Origin of the sequence: Streptomyces sp. x-19 (genome assembly GCF_046549115.1) — a bacterium.
Classification (GTDB): domain Bacteria; phylum Actinomycetota; class Actinomycetes; order Streptomycetales; family Streptomycetaceae; genus Streptomyces; species Streptomyces albulus_C.
In genome coordinates this window covers 180,762-194,499 of the sequence record NZ_JAJPWK010000005.1, presented here as the reverse complement: position 1 = coordinate 194,499, position 13,738 = coordinate 180,762, and the positions used below count along the sequence as shown (strand labels likewise).

General features: G+C 71.9%; 10 protein-coding genes. 7 read left to right on the top strand and 3 right to left on the bottom strand.

Annotated features, from left to right (window positions below; all coding sequences use genetic code 11):
* Positions 1–24: 24 nt before the first annotated feature.
* On the bottom strand, positions 25–354 hold the full coding sequence (locus ACLJT4_RS15600; protein ID WP_411122919.1) for a hypothetical protein: 330 nt from the start codon (positions 352–354) through the stop codon (positions 25–27).
* Between the two features lie 339 nt (positions 355–693).
* Here ACLJT4_RS15600 and ACLJT4_RS15595 point away from each other — a divergent pair, with 339 nt between their 5' ends.
* Positions 694–1,095, top strand: a complete 402-nt coding sequence (locus ACLJT4_RS15595; protein WP_411122918.1) for a DUF4345 domain-containing protein — start codon at positions 694–696, stop codon at positions 1,093–1,095.
* A gap of 74 nt (positions 1,096–1,169) precedes the next feature.
* On the opposite strand, the gene ACLJT4_RS15590 is transcribed toward ACLJT4_RS15595, so the two are convergent.
* On the bottom strand, positions 1,170–1,463 hold the full coding sequence (locus tag ACLJT4_RS15590; RefSeq protein ID WP_411122917.1) for a hypothetical protein: 294 nt from the start codon (positions 1,461–1,463) through the stop codon (positions 1,170–1,172).
* A complete protein-coding gene (locus tag ACLJT4_RS15585) occupies positions 1,460–2,176 on the bottom strand; it encodes an HNH endonuclease family protein (RefSeq protein ID WP_411123180.1) in 717 nt (238 codons plus the stop codon). Before ACLJT4_RS15585 ends, ACLJT4_RS15590 begins: the two co-directional genes overlap by 4 nt.
* 328 nt (positions 2,177–2,504) lie before the next feature.
* On the opposite strand from ACLJT4_RS15585, the gene ACLJT4_RS15580 reads away from it, so the two are divergent.
* The 6 genes from ACLJT4_RS15580 (at position 2,505) to ACLJT4_RS15555 (ending at position 13,657) form a co-directional block, all read left to right on the top strand.
* Positions 2,505–4,166 carry a GMC oxidoreductase gene (locus ACLJT4_RS15580; protein ID WP_411122916.1) on the top strand — a complete coding sequence of 554 codons (1,662 nt, stop codon included), beginning with the start codon at positions 2,505–2,507 and terminating at the stop codon, positions 4,164–4,166.
* A 218-nt stretch (positions 4,167–4,384) separates the two neighbouring features.
* Positions 4,385–5,773 carry a glycosyltransferase gene (locus ACLJT4_RS15575; protein ID WP_411122915.1) on the top strand — a complete coding sequence of 463 codons (1,389 nt, stop codon included), beginning with the start codon at positions 4,385–4,387 and terminating at the stop codon, positions 5,771–5,773.
* 56 nt (positions 5,774–5,829) lie between these two features.
* Positions 5,830–6,888 carry a DegT/DnrJ/EryC1/StrS family aminotransferase gene (locus tag ACLJT4_RS15570; RefSeq protein ID WP_411122914.1) on the top strand — a complete coding sequence of 353 codons (1,059 nt, stop codon included), beginning with the start codon at positions 5,830–5,832 and terminating at the stop codon, positions 6,886–6,888.
* A gap of 31 nt (positions 6,889–6,919) precedes the next feature.
* The gene (locus ACLJT4_RS15565) at positions 6,920–8,095 is read left to right on the top strand and encodes a cytochrome P450 (protein WP_411122913.1); all 1,176 of its coding nucleotides are present in this window, start codon (positions 6,920–6,922) and stop codon (positions 8,093–8,095) included.
* Between the two features lie 92 nt (positions 8,096–8,187).
* Positions 8,188–8,379 carry a ferredoxin gene (locus ACLJT4_RS15560; RefSeq protein ID WP_233657558.1) on the top strand — a complete coding sequence of 64 codons (192 nt, stop codon included), beginning with the start codon at positions 8,188–8,190 and terminating at the stop codon, positions 8,377–8,379.
* Positions 8,380–8,446: 67 nt separating this feature from the next.
* Positions 8,447–13,657 (top strand): beta-ketoacyl synthase N-terminal-like domain-containing protein, encoded by a 5,211-nt coding sequence (locus ACLJT4_RS15555; RefSeq protein WP_411122912.1) that lies wholly within the window; start codon positions 8,447–8,449, stop codon positions 13,655–13,657.
* The last annotated feature ends 81 nt before the right edge of the window (positions 13,658–13,738 follow it).

The following is a 13,738-nucleotide window of genomic DNA, read 5'->3' as shown; positions in this document are numbered from 1 at the left end:
GGGGGCGGTGCGCCCCGGACCGCGTCAGCCGGCGCGTCGGCGCTGGTGGCGGGGTCGGGGGCGGCGGGCGGCGAGCAGCGCGGCCAGTGCGGCGGCCGACACCCAGCGGACGTCGGCGCCCTGCACCAGGACGTTCCCCAGGTGCGCGATCACGAGGAACGCGGCGAACGGTGCGGTGAGTTGGACGTCGCACCGGATGCCGATCCGGGCCGCGTAGCGGGCCTGCACGGGGTCGTTGACCGGGAAGTCACGCCGGTCCCCGGTTTCAACCGGGCCCCTGTGAGGGATGTTAGCTTCGTAGCGCTTCAACTGGGCTGCCTCCGGGCGCCAGTGAGGCGTTCGGTCAGGGGGCATCTGTCCCTCCTCGATCGAGTGCGATGCGAACGAGTGGCCCTGGCTCCGGTTCCCGCCTTGCCAGGGCTGCCTCGTGTTCCGGGACGGTACATCGTCACAGATCCGATCCACCAACGCTACGGTCGGTTAATGGCACGATTGCGATTGCCGGCGCCTTCCCGATTGCGAATCCCTCTCCGGGTGCAACGCCCGTTCGGTTTTCCGCCCCGCAGCAGGACGCCCGCAACGCCCCCGCTTTGCCCGGCCCCCACCCCCACCCCGCGCGAGAACCAGGGTGAACGGGTGACCGAACGCGCGCCGCGCGACGGGACCGCACGAAGGACGAGGGGGACGGGACACATGGACAAGGCGAAGGCCCTCAAGTCCCTGGCGTGGACGATGGGGGTGGCCTGTGTCGCCATCGGCGTCTACCACCTCGTGCTCGGCATCGCGTCGGTGCCTGGCGAGGAGGCGACCGGCGCCACCGTCGACAGTCGGGAGCGCTTCCACAACGCGATCTTCATCGGGTTCGGCCTGGCCTGGATCCGGACCGCCCGCCAGTCACCGGTCCCGTCCACCGCGGTACGGCTGCTCACCGCGGTCTTCCTGCTCGGCGGGGTGGGCCGGGTGCTGTCGCTGTTGGTGCACGGCTGGCCGCACTGGTTCCAGGTCCCGCTGGCGGCCCTCGAACTCCTCCTGCCGCCGGTCTACTTCTGGTTGGCGGACGCCGACGAGAGGTCCGTCGCGGCGGCCCGGGGCTGACGCACTTCGCGGGTGCGAAGGCAGGGGCCCGGTCGGTCGACCGGGCCCCTGTGGGGTGTCGCAGCGGTGCCGGGTCAGGGCTCCGGAGAGGTGCCCGGCATCTGGGCGGCGCCGCCGGCGCGGACCGCGGCCAGCACCGACCGGTGCAGCGCGACCACGCCGCCGGGCGGCACCCGGACCGGGCCGCCTTCGAGGTCGTAGTGCTCCTCGGCGCCGGTGTACTGGATGACGACCGCGGCCGTGCCGTCGCCCCGGTCGGTGGTGGTGACGGTCAGGTCGCCGGTGATGACGCCGACCTGGACCGTCATCGCACCGCCGGGTCCGGCGGTGACCCGGTCGGTGCGGGAGTCGGGTGCGGGGAGGGTCACTGTTCGCAGGTGTCCAGCATCTCGGAGAGCTTGGCCTTCTCCGGTTCGGTGATGTTCAGGTGGTAGAGGTGTTTGACGTCGGTCCAGGCCCGGGCGTAGGTGCACCAGTAGGCGTGCCGCGGCGGTGCCCACTGGTCCGGTGACTGGTCGCCCTTCTGCCGGTTGGAGGAGGCGGACACCGCGATGAGCTGGGAGTGCACCAGGTCGTTGGCGAACGTCCGGCGCTCGGGGGTGGTCCACTCGTCGGCACCGGAGCGCCAGGCGTTGGCCAGCGGCACGACGTGGTCGATGTCGAGCTGGCCGGAGACGTGGAAGACCTTCGCGTCGTACTCGCTGAACCACGTCCCGGAGATGGCCCGGCACTTCTCGTCCTGCTTGACGTCCTCGCCGTCGCGGGCGAGGACCACCTCACGGGTGTCGCACTCCCCGTGCTGCTTGATCCAGTGCGGGAACTTCGCGCGGCTGTAGCCGTTCATCGAGTGCGGTGCGGCGACGTGCAGCGTGGCGAGCTCGGCGCGCGCCACCGTCGCGGACGGCGGTTCGGGGAGCTTCAGCGGAGCGGCGTCGAAGGCGGTCGCGGCGGGCCGTGCGGCGGGGGCCGGGGCGGGGCGCGGAGCCGGATCGGCTATCGCCGTCGTCGAGGCGGCGGGGAGGACGGCTGCGATGATCAGGGCTGTGGTGGTGGCGGCGCGGCGCCACCAGGCGTTGGTCAACACCAGGAGAGCATCACCAGGAGAAACGGTTCGGCATCCGTGGTTTCACTCCTTGGTGGGCAAGTTCGGAAGCTCGCATTCCGCTGCGGACCGCGAGCCGGTACAAAGCACGGCCGCCGCCGCGCGGGCCACCGGCTCGGCACCGGAGGGCGCCGGAGTCTAGTCGGTCAACGGCCCTGGAACCTCTGGCATTTCCCGCAGACTTTCGTGATCAGGATGGTGGCGCGCGGTGGCTCGGGTTGCCGGACGGCCCGCGGTCCCCCGGGACGGCCCCCGCGGACCAGCCCTGCGGGGACAGCCCTGACGGCGAAGGCCAGGTACCAGCAACGTGTTCGAGAACCAACAGAACCAGCATCTGTCGCGGCGTCGTCTGCTCGGACTGGCAGCCCTCAGTGGTGCCGCCGTCACCGGCCTGACCACGATCTCCGCCGCACCGCGTGCCGCGGCCGCCGACAAGCGGAGTTCGCGGGCCGACAGCGGCTCGATCGTGCCGGCCGTGGTGATCGGCACCGGATACGGCGCCGCGGTGTCCGCGCTGCGGCTCGGCGAGGCCGGGGTCGAGACGCTCATGCTCGAAATGGGCCAGCTGTGGAACAAGCCCGCGGAGGACGGCAACGTCTTCTGCGGCATGCTCACCCCCGACCGCCGCTCCAGCTGGTTCAAGTCGCGCACCGAGGCCCCGCTCGGCTCGTTCCTGTGGCTCGACGTGATCAACCGAAACATCGAACCGTACGCGGGCGTGCTGGACAGGGTGCACTTCGACCAGATGTCGGTGTACGTGGGGCGGGGCGTCGGCGGTGGCTCGCTGGTCAACGGCGGTATGGCGGTCGTCCCGAAGCGCGCGTACTTCGAGGAAGTGCTCCCGCAGGTGGACGCCGCGCAGATGTACGAGCGGTACTTCCCGCGCGCCAACGCCGCGCTCAAGGTGAACCACATCGATCCGGCCTGGTTCGAGAAGACCGAGTGGTACAACTTCGCGCGGGTCTCCCGCGAGCAGGCGGGCAAGGCGGGCCTCAGCACCACGTTCGTCCCCAACGTCTACGACTTCGACCACATGCAGCGCGAGGCGGCCGGTACGGCACCCAAGTCGGCGTTGGCGGGCGAGGTCATCTACGGCAACAACCACGGCAAGCAGAGCCTGGACAAGACCTATCTGGCCGCCGCGCTCGGCACCGGAAAGGTCACCATCGAGACCTTGCACCGGGTCACCGCGATCCGGCAGCAGGCGGACGGCAGTTACGTGCTGTCCGTGGACCAGAGCGACGCCAACGGCACGGTCATCGCCCACAAGGAGATCGCCTGCCGTCACCTGTTCCTCGGCGCCGGCAGCCTCGGTTCGACCGAGCTGCTGGTGCGGGCCCGGGACACCGGCGCGCTGCCCCACCTCAACGCCGAGGTCGGGGAGGGTTGGGGCCCGAACGGCAACATCATGACCGGGCGGGCCAACCACGTGTGGAATCCCACAGGTGCCCACCAGTCGTCGATCCCCGCCCTGGGGATCGACGACTGGGACAACCCCGACGCCCCGGTCTTCGCGGAGATCGCGCCGATGCCGGCCGGCCTGGAGACCTGGGTGAGCCTCTACCTGGCGATCACCAAGAACCCCGAGCGCGGCTCCTTCGTCTACGACAAGGCCACCGACCGGGCCATGCTGCGCTGGACCCGCGAGCAGAACGCGCCCGCGGTCGCGGCCGCGAAGTCGCTGTTCGACCGGATCAACAAGGCCAACACGACGATGTACCGCTACGACCTGTTCGGGCCGCAGCTGAAGAACTTCGCCGACGACTTCTGCTACCACCCGCTCGGCGGCTGCGTCCTGGGCAAGGCCACCGACGACTACGGCCGGGTCGCGGGCTACCACAACCTCTACGTCACCGACGGCGCGCTCATCCCGGGGTCCATCGGGGTCAACCCCTTCGTGACCATCACGGCGCTGGCCGAGCGGAACATCGAACGGGTCATCGCGGAGGACGTGCGCACCGCTGCCTGAGGCGTGTCCGCTGACCCATCGTGCGCGCCCCGGGGCGCGCACGCCACGACGCCCCTGTCGACCAGGGGCGTCGTCCGGCGTCCGGGCCTCCGCCAAGGCCCGGTCCCGGGTCTACGGATTTTCCGGTGGCCCGCGTGAGATCAAAGAGAGGTGCGGCCAGTCGATCCGCGCAGGGGCGTGCTCGCCTAACCCCGTCCGTCCTCGCTGAAAGGGAATCCATGGACTCCGCCCGACGGCCGATCCTTTTCGTCAGTCTTCCGGAAAGTGGGCTGGCCAACCCGCTGCTCGTCCTCGCCGAGGAACTCTCCCGGCGGAACGTGCCGGACCTCTGGTTCGCCACCGATGAGCCGCGGCGTGCGGACGTGAAGCGGATTTCGGTGGGCTCCCCGGTGGAATTCGGCTCGCTGGGGGAGGTCGTCAGCGAGCTGTCGGCGGTGACGTGGAGCGACGAGGTCTACCGGGAGATCACCCAGTCGTCGCGGTTCAAGGCGCATCGCGCGGTCATCAGGCACTCGTTCGTGCCGGCGGCGCAGGATGCGAAGTTCCGGAAACTGGCGGCCATCGTCGACGAGGTCCAGCCGGCGTTGATGGTCATCGACTGCATCAGCGGGTTCGGCATCGAGCTGGCCATCTCGCGGGGAATTCCCTTCGTGTTGAGCGTGCCGTTCGCGCCGAGCAACGTGCTGACGGCTTTCACGCCGTTCGGGAAGGGGTACACGCCGTGGGGCTTTCCCGTCCCGCACACCGGACTGCCGTATCGCATGACGTTGGCGCAGCAGATCAGCAACCAGTTGTTCAAGTGGCGGACGCTGGCACTGTTCCTCACGCCGCGGATGAGCAAGGTGGTGGCGCAGGACACCCGACGGCGGAAGGAACACGGGCTGTCGTCGATGAGCCCGATGGAGCGGATCGAAAGCGCCGAGCTGGTGCTGTGCAATTCGATTGCCGAGCTGGATTATCCGGTGCGCATTCCGTCGCAGATGCGGTTGGTCGGGACGATGGTGCCGCCCCTGCCGGAGGCTCCGGACGACGAGGAGCTGTCGACCTGGTTGGACGCGCAGACCTCGGTGGTCTATGCGGGGTTCGGGACGATCACCCGGCTGACCCGGGATCAGGTGAGTTCCATGGTGGAGGTGGCTCGGCGCCTCGAAGGACGGCATCAGGTGCTGTGGAAGCTGCCGTCGGAACAGCAGCACCTGTTGCCGCCGAAGGAGACGCTGCCGGGCAATCTGCGCATCGAGAGTTGGGTGCCCTCCCAATTGGACGTGCTGGCGCATCCGAACGTGAAGGTGTTCTTCACGCACGCCGGCGGCAATGGTTACAACGAGGGCATGTATTTCGGAAAGCCCCTGGTGGTCAGGCCGTTGTGGGTGGACTGCTACGACCAGGCCGTGCGGGGCCGGGACTTCGGCATCAGCCTGACCCTCGACCAGCCTCGGGACATGGACGTCAACGACGTGGTCGACAAGTTGACCCGAGTACTGGAAACCCCCTCCTTCCGCAGGAACGCGGAGCGGCTCGGTGCTCTGCAGCGGGCGGCGGGCGGTCGGGCGGCAGCCGCCGACCTGATCCTCGGGCTGCCGGTTCTCGCCGGGGCCCACCAGTGAAGAAGCCCGTGCGCGCGCGTCGGGCGTGTGGATATACGAAGAGGATGAGGTAGCGGATGTCGTTCACATATCCCGTTTCCCGGCCCGCTTTGAACGGACGCGAGCTGGAGTACCTGACCGCGACGGTCGAGGACGGGTGGATATCGTCGCAGGGGCCGATGGTCCGGCGTTTCGAGCAGGCCTTCGCCGACTACAACGGGATCGCGCACGGCGTGGCCTGTTCGTCCGGTACGACCGCACTGACCTTGGCGCTCCGCGCCCTGGGAGTCGGTCCCGGCGACGAGGTGATCGTCCCCGAGTTCACGATGGTGGCCTCCGCGTGGGCGGTGACGTACACGGGTGCCACTCCGGTCTTCGTCGACTGCGGAGACGACCTCAACATCGACGTCGCACGCATCGAAGAGAAGATCACGTCGCGGACGAAGGTCCTCATGCCGGTCCACGTCTACGGGCGGCGCTGCGACATGGACGCGATCATGGACATCGCGTTCCAGTACAACCTGAAGGTCGTGGAGGACAGTGCCGAGGCGCACGGCGTCCGGCCGACCGGGGACATCGCCTGTTACTCGCTGTTCGCGAACAAGATCATCACGGCCGGCGAGGGCGGCATCTGCCTCACCGACGACCCCAAGCTCGCGGACCAGATCGCGCACCTGCGGGCGATGGCCTTCACCAAGGACCACAGCTTCCTGCACAAGAAGCTGGCGTACAACTACCGCATCACGGCCATGCAGGCCGCCGTGGCCCTGGCGCAGACCGAACGCCTCGACGAGATCCTCGAAGTGCGCCGCAGGATCGAGAAGCACTACGACGAGGGGTTGGCCGACGTCCCCGGCATCACGCTGATGCCGCCGCGGGACGTGCTGTGGATGTACGACCTCCGGGCGGAACGCCGGGCGGAGCTCCAGGCGTTCCTGGCCGACCACTCCATCGAGACCCGGCTCTTCTTCAAGCCGATGAGCCGGCAGCCCATGTACTTCGACCCCAACTGGCCGTCGCTCAAGGCCAGCGAGTTCGCCGAGGACGGGCTCTACCTGCCCACGCACACCGACCTGTCCCCCGCCGACCAGGACTTCATCGTCAGCAAGATCCGGGCCTTCTACGGCGTCCGTTGATCGGCCCCGTCGAAGAGAGGAAATTCCGTTCATGACGCACTCGGACCCGGTAGTGGTCGACTTCCCCACCCGCAAACCCGGCGTGCCCTTCCCGCCGCCCGACTACGACGGGTACCGCGACCACGAGGGGCTGGTCCTCTCGCGCCTGCCCAACGGCGCCCGGGCGTGGCTGGTCACCCGGCACGAGGACGTGCGCGCCGTGCTGACCGACTCCAGGATCAGCTCCAACCCCTCGCACAAGGGCTTCCCCAACGTCGGGACGGTGGGCGTGCCCACGCAGGAGCAGATCCCCGGCTGGTTCGTGGGGTTGGACTCCCCCGAACACGACCGGTTCCGCAAGGCCCTCATCCCCGAGTTCACCGTGCGGCGCATCCGGGGGTTGCGCCCGGCGATCGAGCGCACGGTGGAGGAGCGCCTCGACGCGATGCTGGCCGCGGGCAACTCCGCCGACCTCGTCGCGGACTACGCACTGCCCGTGCCGTCCCTGGTGATCTCGACACTGCTCGGCGTGCCGCCCTCCGACCGCGACTTCTTCGAGTCCCGGACCCGCACCCTGGTCTCGCTCCGCGCCTCGACCGACGCGCAGCGCGAGACCGCCGTCAAGGAGCTGCTGCGCTACATCAAGCGGCTGGTGGGCATCAAGGCGAAGTGGCCCGGCGACGACCTCATCAGCCGGCTGCTGGCCGCCGGTTCGATCGCACCGCACGAGCTGTCGGGCGTGCTGATGCTGCTGCTCATCGCCGGCCACGAGACCACGGCCAACAACATCGCGCTGGGCGTCGTCACGCTGCTGCGGAACCCCCAGTGGATCGGTGACGACCGGGCGGTGGAGGAGACCCTGCGCTTCCACTCGGTCGCCGACATCGTGTCCCTGCGGGTGGCCGTCGAGGACGTCGAGATCGGCGGGCAGCTCATCAAGGCGGGCGACGGCATCGTGCCGTTGATCGCCTCGGCCAACCACGACACGAGCGCCTTCGAGTGCCCGCACATGTTCGACCCCTCCCGGAGCGCCCGTCATCACGTGGCGTTCGGCTACGGGATCCACCAGTGCCTGGGGCAGAACCTGGTGCGGGTCGAGATGGAGATCGCCTACCGCAAGCTCTTCGAGCGCATTCCCGACATCCAACTCGCCGTACCCGATGAGGGTTTGAGCATCAAGTACGACGGCGTGCTCTACGGCCTGGAGCAGCTTCCCGTCCGCTGGTAGGCACCGTCCCGCCAGCGGAAGGCCAGTCCCGTCCACCCGGTGCGCCAGTGGCCGCCGGTGGACCCCGATCCCCTTGCAGGAGAGACATCGGCATGCGTATCACCATCGATTCGGAGCGCTGCGTGGGCGCGGGCCAGTGCGTACTGTCCGCGCCACAGGTCTTCGACCAGGACGAGGACGGGATCGTCACCCTGCTCGCCGCGCCCGGCCCCGACGAGGCGGCCAAGGTCCGCATCGCGGCGGCGCTGTGCCCCTCCGGGGCGATCACCGCACACGAGGGCTGACGCCCGCACCGGGCGATCCACCTGCCGGATCCCCCCAACCGACGCAAGCGCTCGACATCCGGGAGTGATGGTGCCCGTCCACACCGATGACTATGTGATCGACCCGCCGTCCGACGGCACCGGCACACCGGGGGGCCGCACGCTCCCCGAGGTGTTCGCGTCCGCCGTGGCGTCCGCCCCCGATGCGGTGGCCCTCGTCGACGGGGACCGCTCCTGGACGTGGGCCGAGTGGCGGGCGGACGTCGACGCGCTGGCCCGCGGCCTCCAGGAGTCGCACGTCGCGCCCGGCGACGTGGTGGCGGTGCGGCTGCCGAACAGCTGGGAGTTGCAGACCCTGCACCTGGCGGTCGCGGCCGTCGGGGCGGTGCTGCTGCCCCTGCACCAGGGCACCGCGGTGGGTGAGGTCCGCGCGCTGCTGGACCGCGCGGAGCCCGTCCTCGTCGTCCTGTCGGGCGCCGAGGACGAGGGTCCGGCGACGGCCCGTGCGCTGTTGGACAGCGTGCCGTCGCTGCGCGGGGTGTTGCTGGCCGGCGGGCCGGCGGCCGGCGGTGCGGAGCCGCGGATCGGTTCGTTGGACGGGCTGCTGGCGGCCTGGACGGGCAGCGGGCCCCGGCCGGTGGAGGTCACCCCCGACCTTCCGTTCGTCCTGGTCCCGTCGTCCGGGACGGCCTCGCCGCGGCCCAAGCTGTGTCTGCACAGCCACGACGGCCTGCTGTCGAACACCGCGGCCGTGACCGCCGAGGCCGCCGACGCCTTCGCGGGCACGGTCCTCACGGCCTGCCCGATGACCCATCTGTTCGGCCTCCAGGCCGTGCACGCGGCGCTGTCCACCGCCTGCCGCCAGGTCGTGCTCACCGCCTGGGACGCGGACCGTTTCCTGGCCCTGGCCAGGGAGCACGACCCGCGCGTCGTCTTCGCCGTCCCCACGCAACTGTGGGACGTCGTGGGCCGGTTGGAGTCGTCGGAGGAGCCGGCGGGGTTCGCCCCCCACCAGGTGCGGACGGCGGGCGCCGCGGTCGCGCCCGCGCTCGCCGTGCGGGTGCGGGCGGCGCTCGCCTGCGAACTGGTCGTGGTGTGGGGGATGTCCGAGATCGGCACCGGCACCCGCACCCGGGCGCAGGACCCCGACGGCAGTGTGGGCGGCCCGGTCGACGGCGTGGAACTGCGGAGCGTCGACGCGGACGGCGCGGTGTGCGCGGCGGGCGAGACCGGTGAACTCCAGTACCGGGGGCCCGGGCTGTTCCGCGGCTACTTCCGCGAGCCGGAGCTGACGCGTGCGGCCCTCACCGACGACGGGTGGCTGCGGACCGGCGACCTCGCCGCCGTCGCCGCGGACGGGGTGGTGGTGCTGCACGGCCGGACCGCCGAGTTGATCAATACGGCGGGCCGGAAGTTCGCCGCCCCGGAGGTCGAGGGGCTGCTCGCGGGCCTCGCCGGCCTGGGGCCGGCGGCCGTGGTCGCGGCGCCGGACGACCGGCTGGGGCAGTATCCCTGCCTGGTCGTGACCGAGGAGGCGGACCGCGCCCTCGGGCTGGGTGAGGTGACGGCGTTCCTGCGGGGGCTGGGGGTGGCCGAGCACAAGATCCCCGTCGAACTGGTCGCGGTGCGCACGCTCCCCCGCTCCTCCGCCGGGAAGCTCGACCGGCGGCGGCTCACGGAGCTGCTCGCCGGTGGTGCGGCGCCACCGGTGTCGGCCCGGCCCGGCGCCGTCCCCCCGGCCACCGTCGAGGAGGCACTGGACCTCGTGCGGGACTGCGTCGGCCGGGTGCTCGGGGAGGGGGGCGCGGCGGTTCCGTTCGCCCCCGACGCGGACTTCCGTCGGCTCGGCCTCGACTCGCTCCGCTCGGTACGGCTGCGGAGCCTGCTGTGCGAGGAGACCGGGTTGCCGCTGCCGGCGACCCTGGCCTTCGACCGTCCCGATCCGCTCTCCGTCGCCCGCGCACTGGTCCAGCAGGAGGACCCGCCCCGTGCGGCCGCGTGGGGCGTGCCGGCCGACGGTGCCGACCCGGTGGCGATCGTCGGCATGGCCTGTCGGCTGCCCGGCCGGGCGGACTCCCCCGAGGCGCTGTGGGACCTGTTGGCCGGCGGTACCGATGCGATGTCCCCGTTCCCGGACGACCGGGGCTGGGACCTGGAGCGGCTGTTCGACGAGGACCCGGACCGCCCCGGGACCTCGTACGCCCGCGAGGGCGGGTTCCTGCACGACGCGGGCGACTTCGACGCGGGCTTCTTCGGTCTGTCCGACCAGGAGGCGACGGCGACCGACCCGCAGCAGCGGCTGCTCCTGGAGGCGGCCTGGGAGACGTTCGAGCGGGCCGGCATCGAACCGGGGTCCCTGAAAGGCAGCCGCACCGGTGTGTTCACCGGCGCGATGGACCGCGGCTACGGCGCGCAGGCGTCCGCCGTGCCCCGCGCGTGGGAGAGCATGCTGATCACCGGCGCTTCCGCCAGTGCGATCTCGGGGCGCATCGCCTACACCTACGGGCTCGAAGGCCCCGCGCTGACGGTCGACACCGCCTCCTCGTCGTCCCTCGTCGCCCTGCACCTGGCGTGCCGGTCCCTGCGTTCCGGCGAGAGCGACCTGGCGCTGGCCGGCGGCGTCACCGTCATGGCGACCCCGACGCCCTTCGCGCACTTCTCGCGGCTGCGGGCGCTGTCCCGCGACTCCCGCGCCAAGGCGTACGCGGACGCCGCGAACGGTTCCGCGTGGTCGGAGGGCGCGGGGCTGCTCCTGCTGGAGCGGCTGAGCGACGCCCGGCGCAACGGCCACCGGGTCCTGGCCCTGGTACGGGGGTCCGCCGTGAACCAGGACGGTGCCTCCAACGGGCTGACCGCACCGAGCGGCCCCGCGCAACAGCGCGTCATCCGCGAGGCGCTGGCCGACGCCGGACTGCTGCCGCAGGACGTGGACGCCGTGGAGGGGCACGGCACCGGCACGCCGCTGGGCGACCCCATCGAGGCCCAGGCCCTGCTGGCCACCTACGGCCGGGAGCGGCCGGCGGAGCGGCCGCTGTGGCTGGGGTCGGTGAAGTCGAACGTCGGTCACACGCAGGCCGCCGCCGGCGTCGTCGGCATCATCAAGACCGTGCTCGCGCTGCACCACGGCGTGCTGCCCAGGACCCTGCACGTGGACGTGCCCTCGACCAAGGTCGACTGGTCCGCCGGTGCGGTGCGGCTGCTGACGGAGGCCCGGCCCTGGCTGCGCGAGGACGGAACGACGCGGCGGGCGGGGGTGTCCTCGTTCGGGCTCACCGGCACCAACGCGCACGTGATCGTCGAGGAACCGCCGGCCGCCGCGACGCAGGCGCCGACCGGTGAGGTGCCGGCGGGCGCGCCGGCCGGGGCCACGGAGCCGACCGGTGAGCCGGCCGTGCCGTGGGTGGTGTCCGCCCGCAGTCCGGCGGCGCTGCGCGCGCAGGCACGGCGGCTGGCCGAACACGTGGCCGCCGACCCCGCGCTGCGCGCCCAGGACGTCGCCCACGCCCTGGCCACCACCCGTACCGTGCACCGGCACCGGGCCGTCGTCAGCGGCGCCGACCGGGACCAACTGCTCGCCGCGGCACTCCGGTTCGGGCGGGGCGAGGGCTCCTCAGGAGTCACTCCGCACGACGCCGCGCCGGGCGACCTGGCCTTCGTGTTCTCCGGGCAGGGCAGCCAGCGCAACGGCATGGGGCGCGCGGCGGCCGAGGCGTTCCCCGTCTTCGGGCGGGCCCTGCGCGAGGTCTGTGCCGCGCTGGACCCGCTGCTGGAACGGCCGCTGACCTCGGTGATGTGGGCGGCCCCCGACTCCGACGAGGCGGCCCTCCTCGACGACACGACCTACACGCAGCCGGCGCTGTTCGCCGTCCAGGTCGCCCTGTACCGGCTGTTCGAGTCGTGGGGCGTGGCCCCCGACCACCTGGTGGGGCACTCGGTCGGCGAGATCTCCGCCGCGCACGTGGCGGGCGTGCTCGGACTGCGGGACGCCTGCACCCTCGTGGCGGCCCGGAGTCGGCTGATGGGCGCCCTGCCGCCCGGGGGTGCGATGGTGGCGGTACGCATCACGGAGGACGAGGTGCTGCCGTGGCTCGCGGACGTGGCGGACTCGGTGGCGGTCGCGGCCGTCAACGGGCCGCACTCCCTGGTGCTCTCGGGCGCCGAGGAACCGCTCGTCGCCCTCACCGACCGGCTGGCGGCCGCCGGCCACAAGACCCGCCGGCTCACGGTGAGCACCGCGCCCCACTCGCCACTGATGGAACCCATGCTGGCCGCGTTCCGCGAGGTCGTCGAGGCGCTGTCGTTCTCCGCGCCCGCCGTTCCGCTCGTCTCCACCGTCACCGGCCGCCCGTTGACCGAGGCGGAGGCGCGGGATCCGGAGCACTGGGTGCGGCACGTGCGGCGGTCCGTGCGGTTCCGGGACGCGATCGACCGCCTCCGGGAGGCGCGCGTCACCGGGTTCCTGGAGTTGGGCGCCGAGCCGGCGCTCACACCGATGATCGACGAGTGCCTGGAGTCGGACGCCGCGCAGCCGGGGGCGGCCGTGCTGCCGAGCCTGCGCGGCGGGGCGTCGGAGCGGCAGGCCCTGCTCACCGCGGTCGCCCGGCTGCACCTCCACGGCGTGCCGGTCGACTGGGACGCGGTGCTGCCCGGAGTGCGGGGTGTGCCGCTGCCCACGTACGCGTTCCAGCGGCGGCGGTTCTGGCTGGCGCCGGTGCCCGTGGGCCCGGCGGACCGCGCTGCCGAGGGGGCGGACGCCGGGTCGGCCGGCGACGCGGCGGCGGCCGGTGCGGAGCCGTCGGGCCTGGCGGCCCGCCTGTCCGGTCTCGACGACGCCGAGCAGGACGCGCTCGTGCTGGCCCTGGTCCTCGCCGAGACCTCGGCCGTGCTCGGCGGTCAGGAGCTGTCCGCCGACGACGGCCACCGCACGTTCAAGGAGTTGGGCGTCAACTCGGTGAACGCCGTCGAACTGCGCAACCGCCTGATCACGGCCGCGGAACTGCGGCTGCCCGCCACGCTCGTCTACGACTACCCCAAGCCGAACGCCGTGGTCCGCCTCGTGCGCGAACGCCTCGCGCCGCCGGTCGCCGCCGGTCGCGATGTGGCCTCGCTCGTCGCCGAGTTGGACGCCCTGCTCACCGCCGGCGCGCAGGTGCCGGAGGAGGCGATGGCGCGGCTGAAGGCGGTGACGGCCGGGGCGCGGGGGGCGGACGGTGGTGCCGATTCCGGCTCCGGTGCGGCGCTGGACCTGGCGTCGGCCAGTGACGAGGACCTGTTCCGTCTGATGGACGCGGAGAGCTGACGGGCAGGTGGGTCCGGGTGCCTTCCGGAGCGCCCACCACCGTCGACCAAGGCCGGGGTTCCGGCGCGGGGTCCGGTCGTC

Coding starts and splice junctions, on each gene's coding strand:
- ACLJT4_RS15600 (WP_411122919.1), bottom strand. CDS start 354: ATGCCCCCTGACCGAACGCCTCACTGGCGCCCGGAGGCAGCCCAGTTG.
- ACLJT4_RS15595 (WP_411122918.1), top strand. CDS start 694: ATGGACAAGGCGAAGGCCCTCAAGTCCCTGGCGTGGACGATGGGGGTG.
- ACLJT4_RS15575 (WP_411122915.1), top strand. CDS start 4,385: ATGGACTCCGCCCGACGGCCGATCCTTTTCGTCAGTCTTCCGGAAAGT.
- ACLJT4_RS15570 (WP_411122914.1), top strand. CDS start 5,830: ATGTCGTTCACATATCCCGTTTCCCGGCCCGCTTTGAACGGACGCGAG.
- ACLJT4_RS15565 (WP_411122913.1), top strand. CDS start 6,920: ATGACGCACTCGGACCCGGTAGTGGTCGACTTCCCCACCCGCAAACCC.
- ACLJT4_RS15560 (WP_233657558.1), top strand. CDS start 8,188: ATGCGTATCACCATCGATTCGGAGCGCTGCGTGGGCGCGGGCCAGTGC.
- ACLJT4_RS15555 (WP_411122912.1), top strand. CDS start 8,447: ATGGTGCCCGTCCACACCGATGACTATGTGATCGACCCGCCGTCCGAC.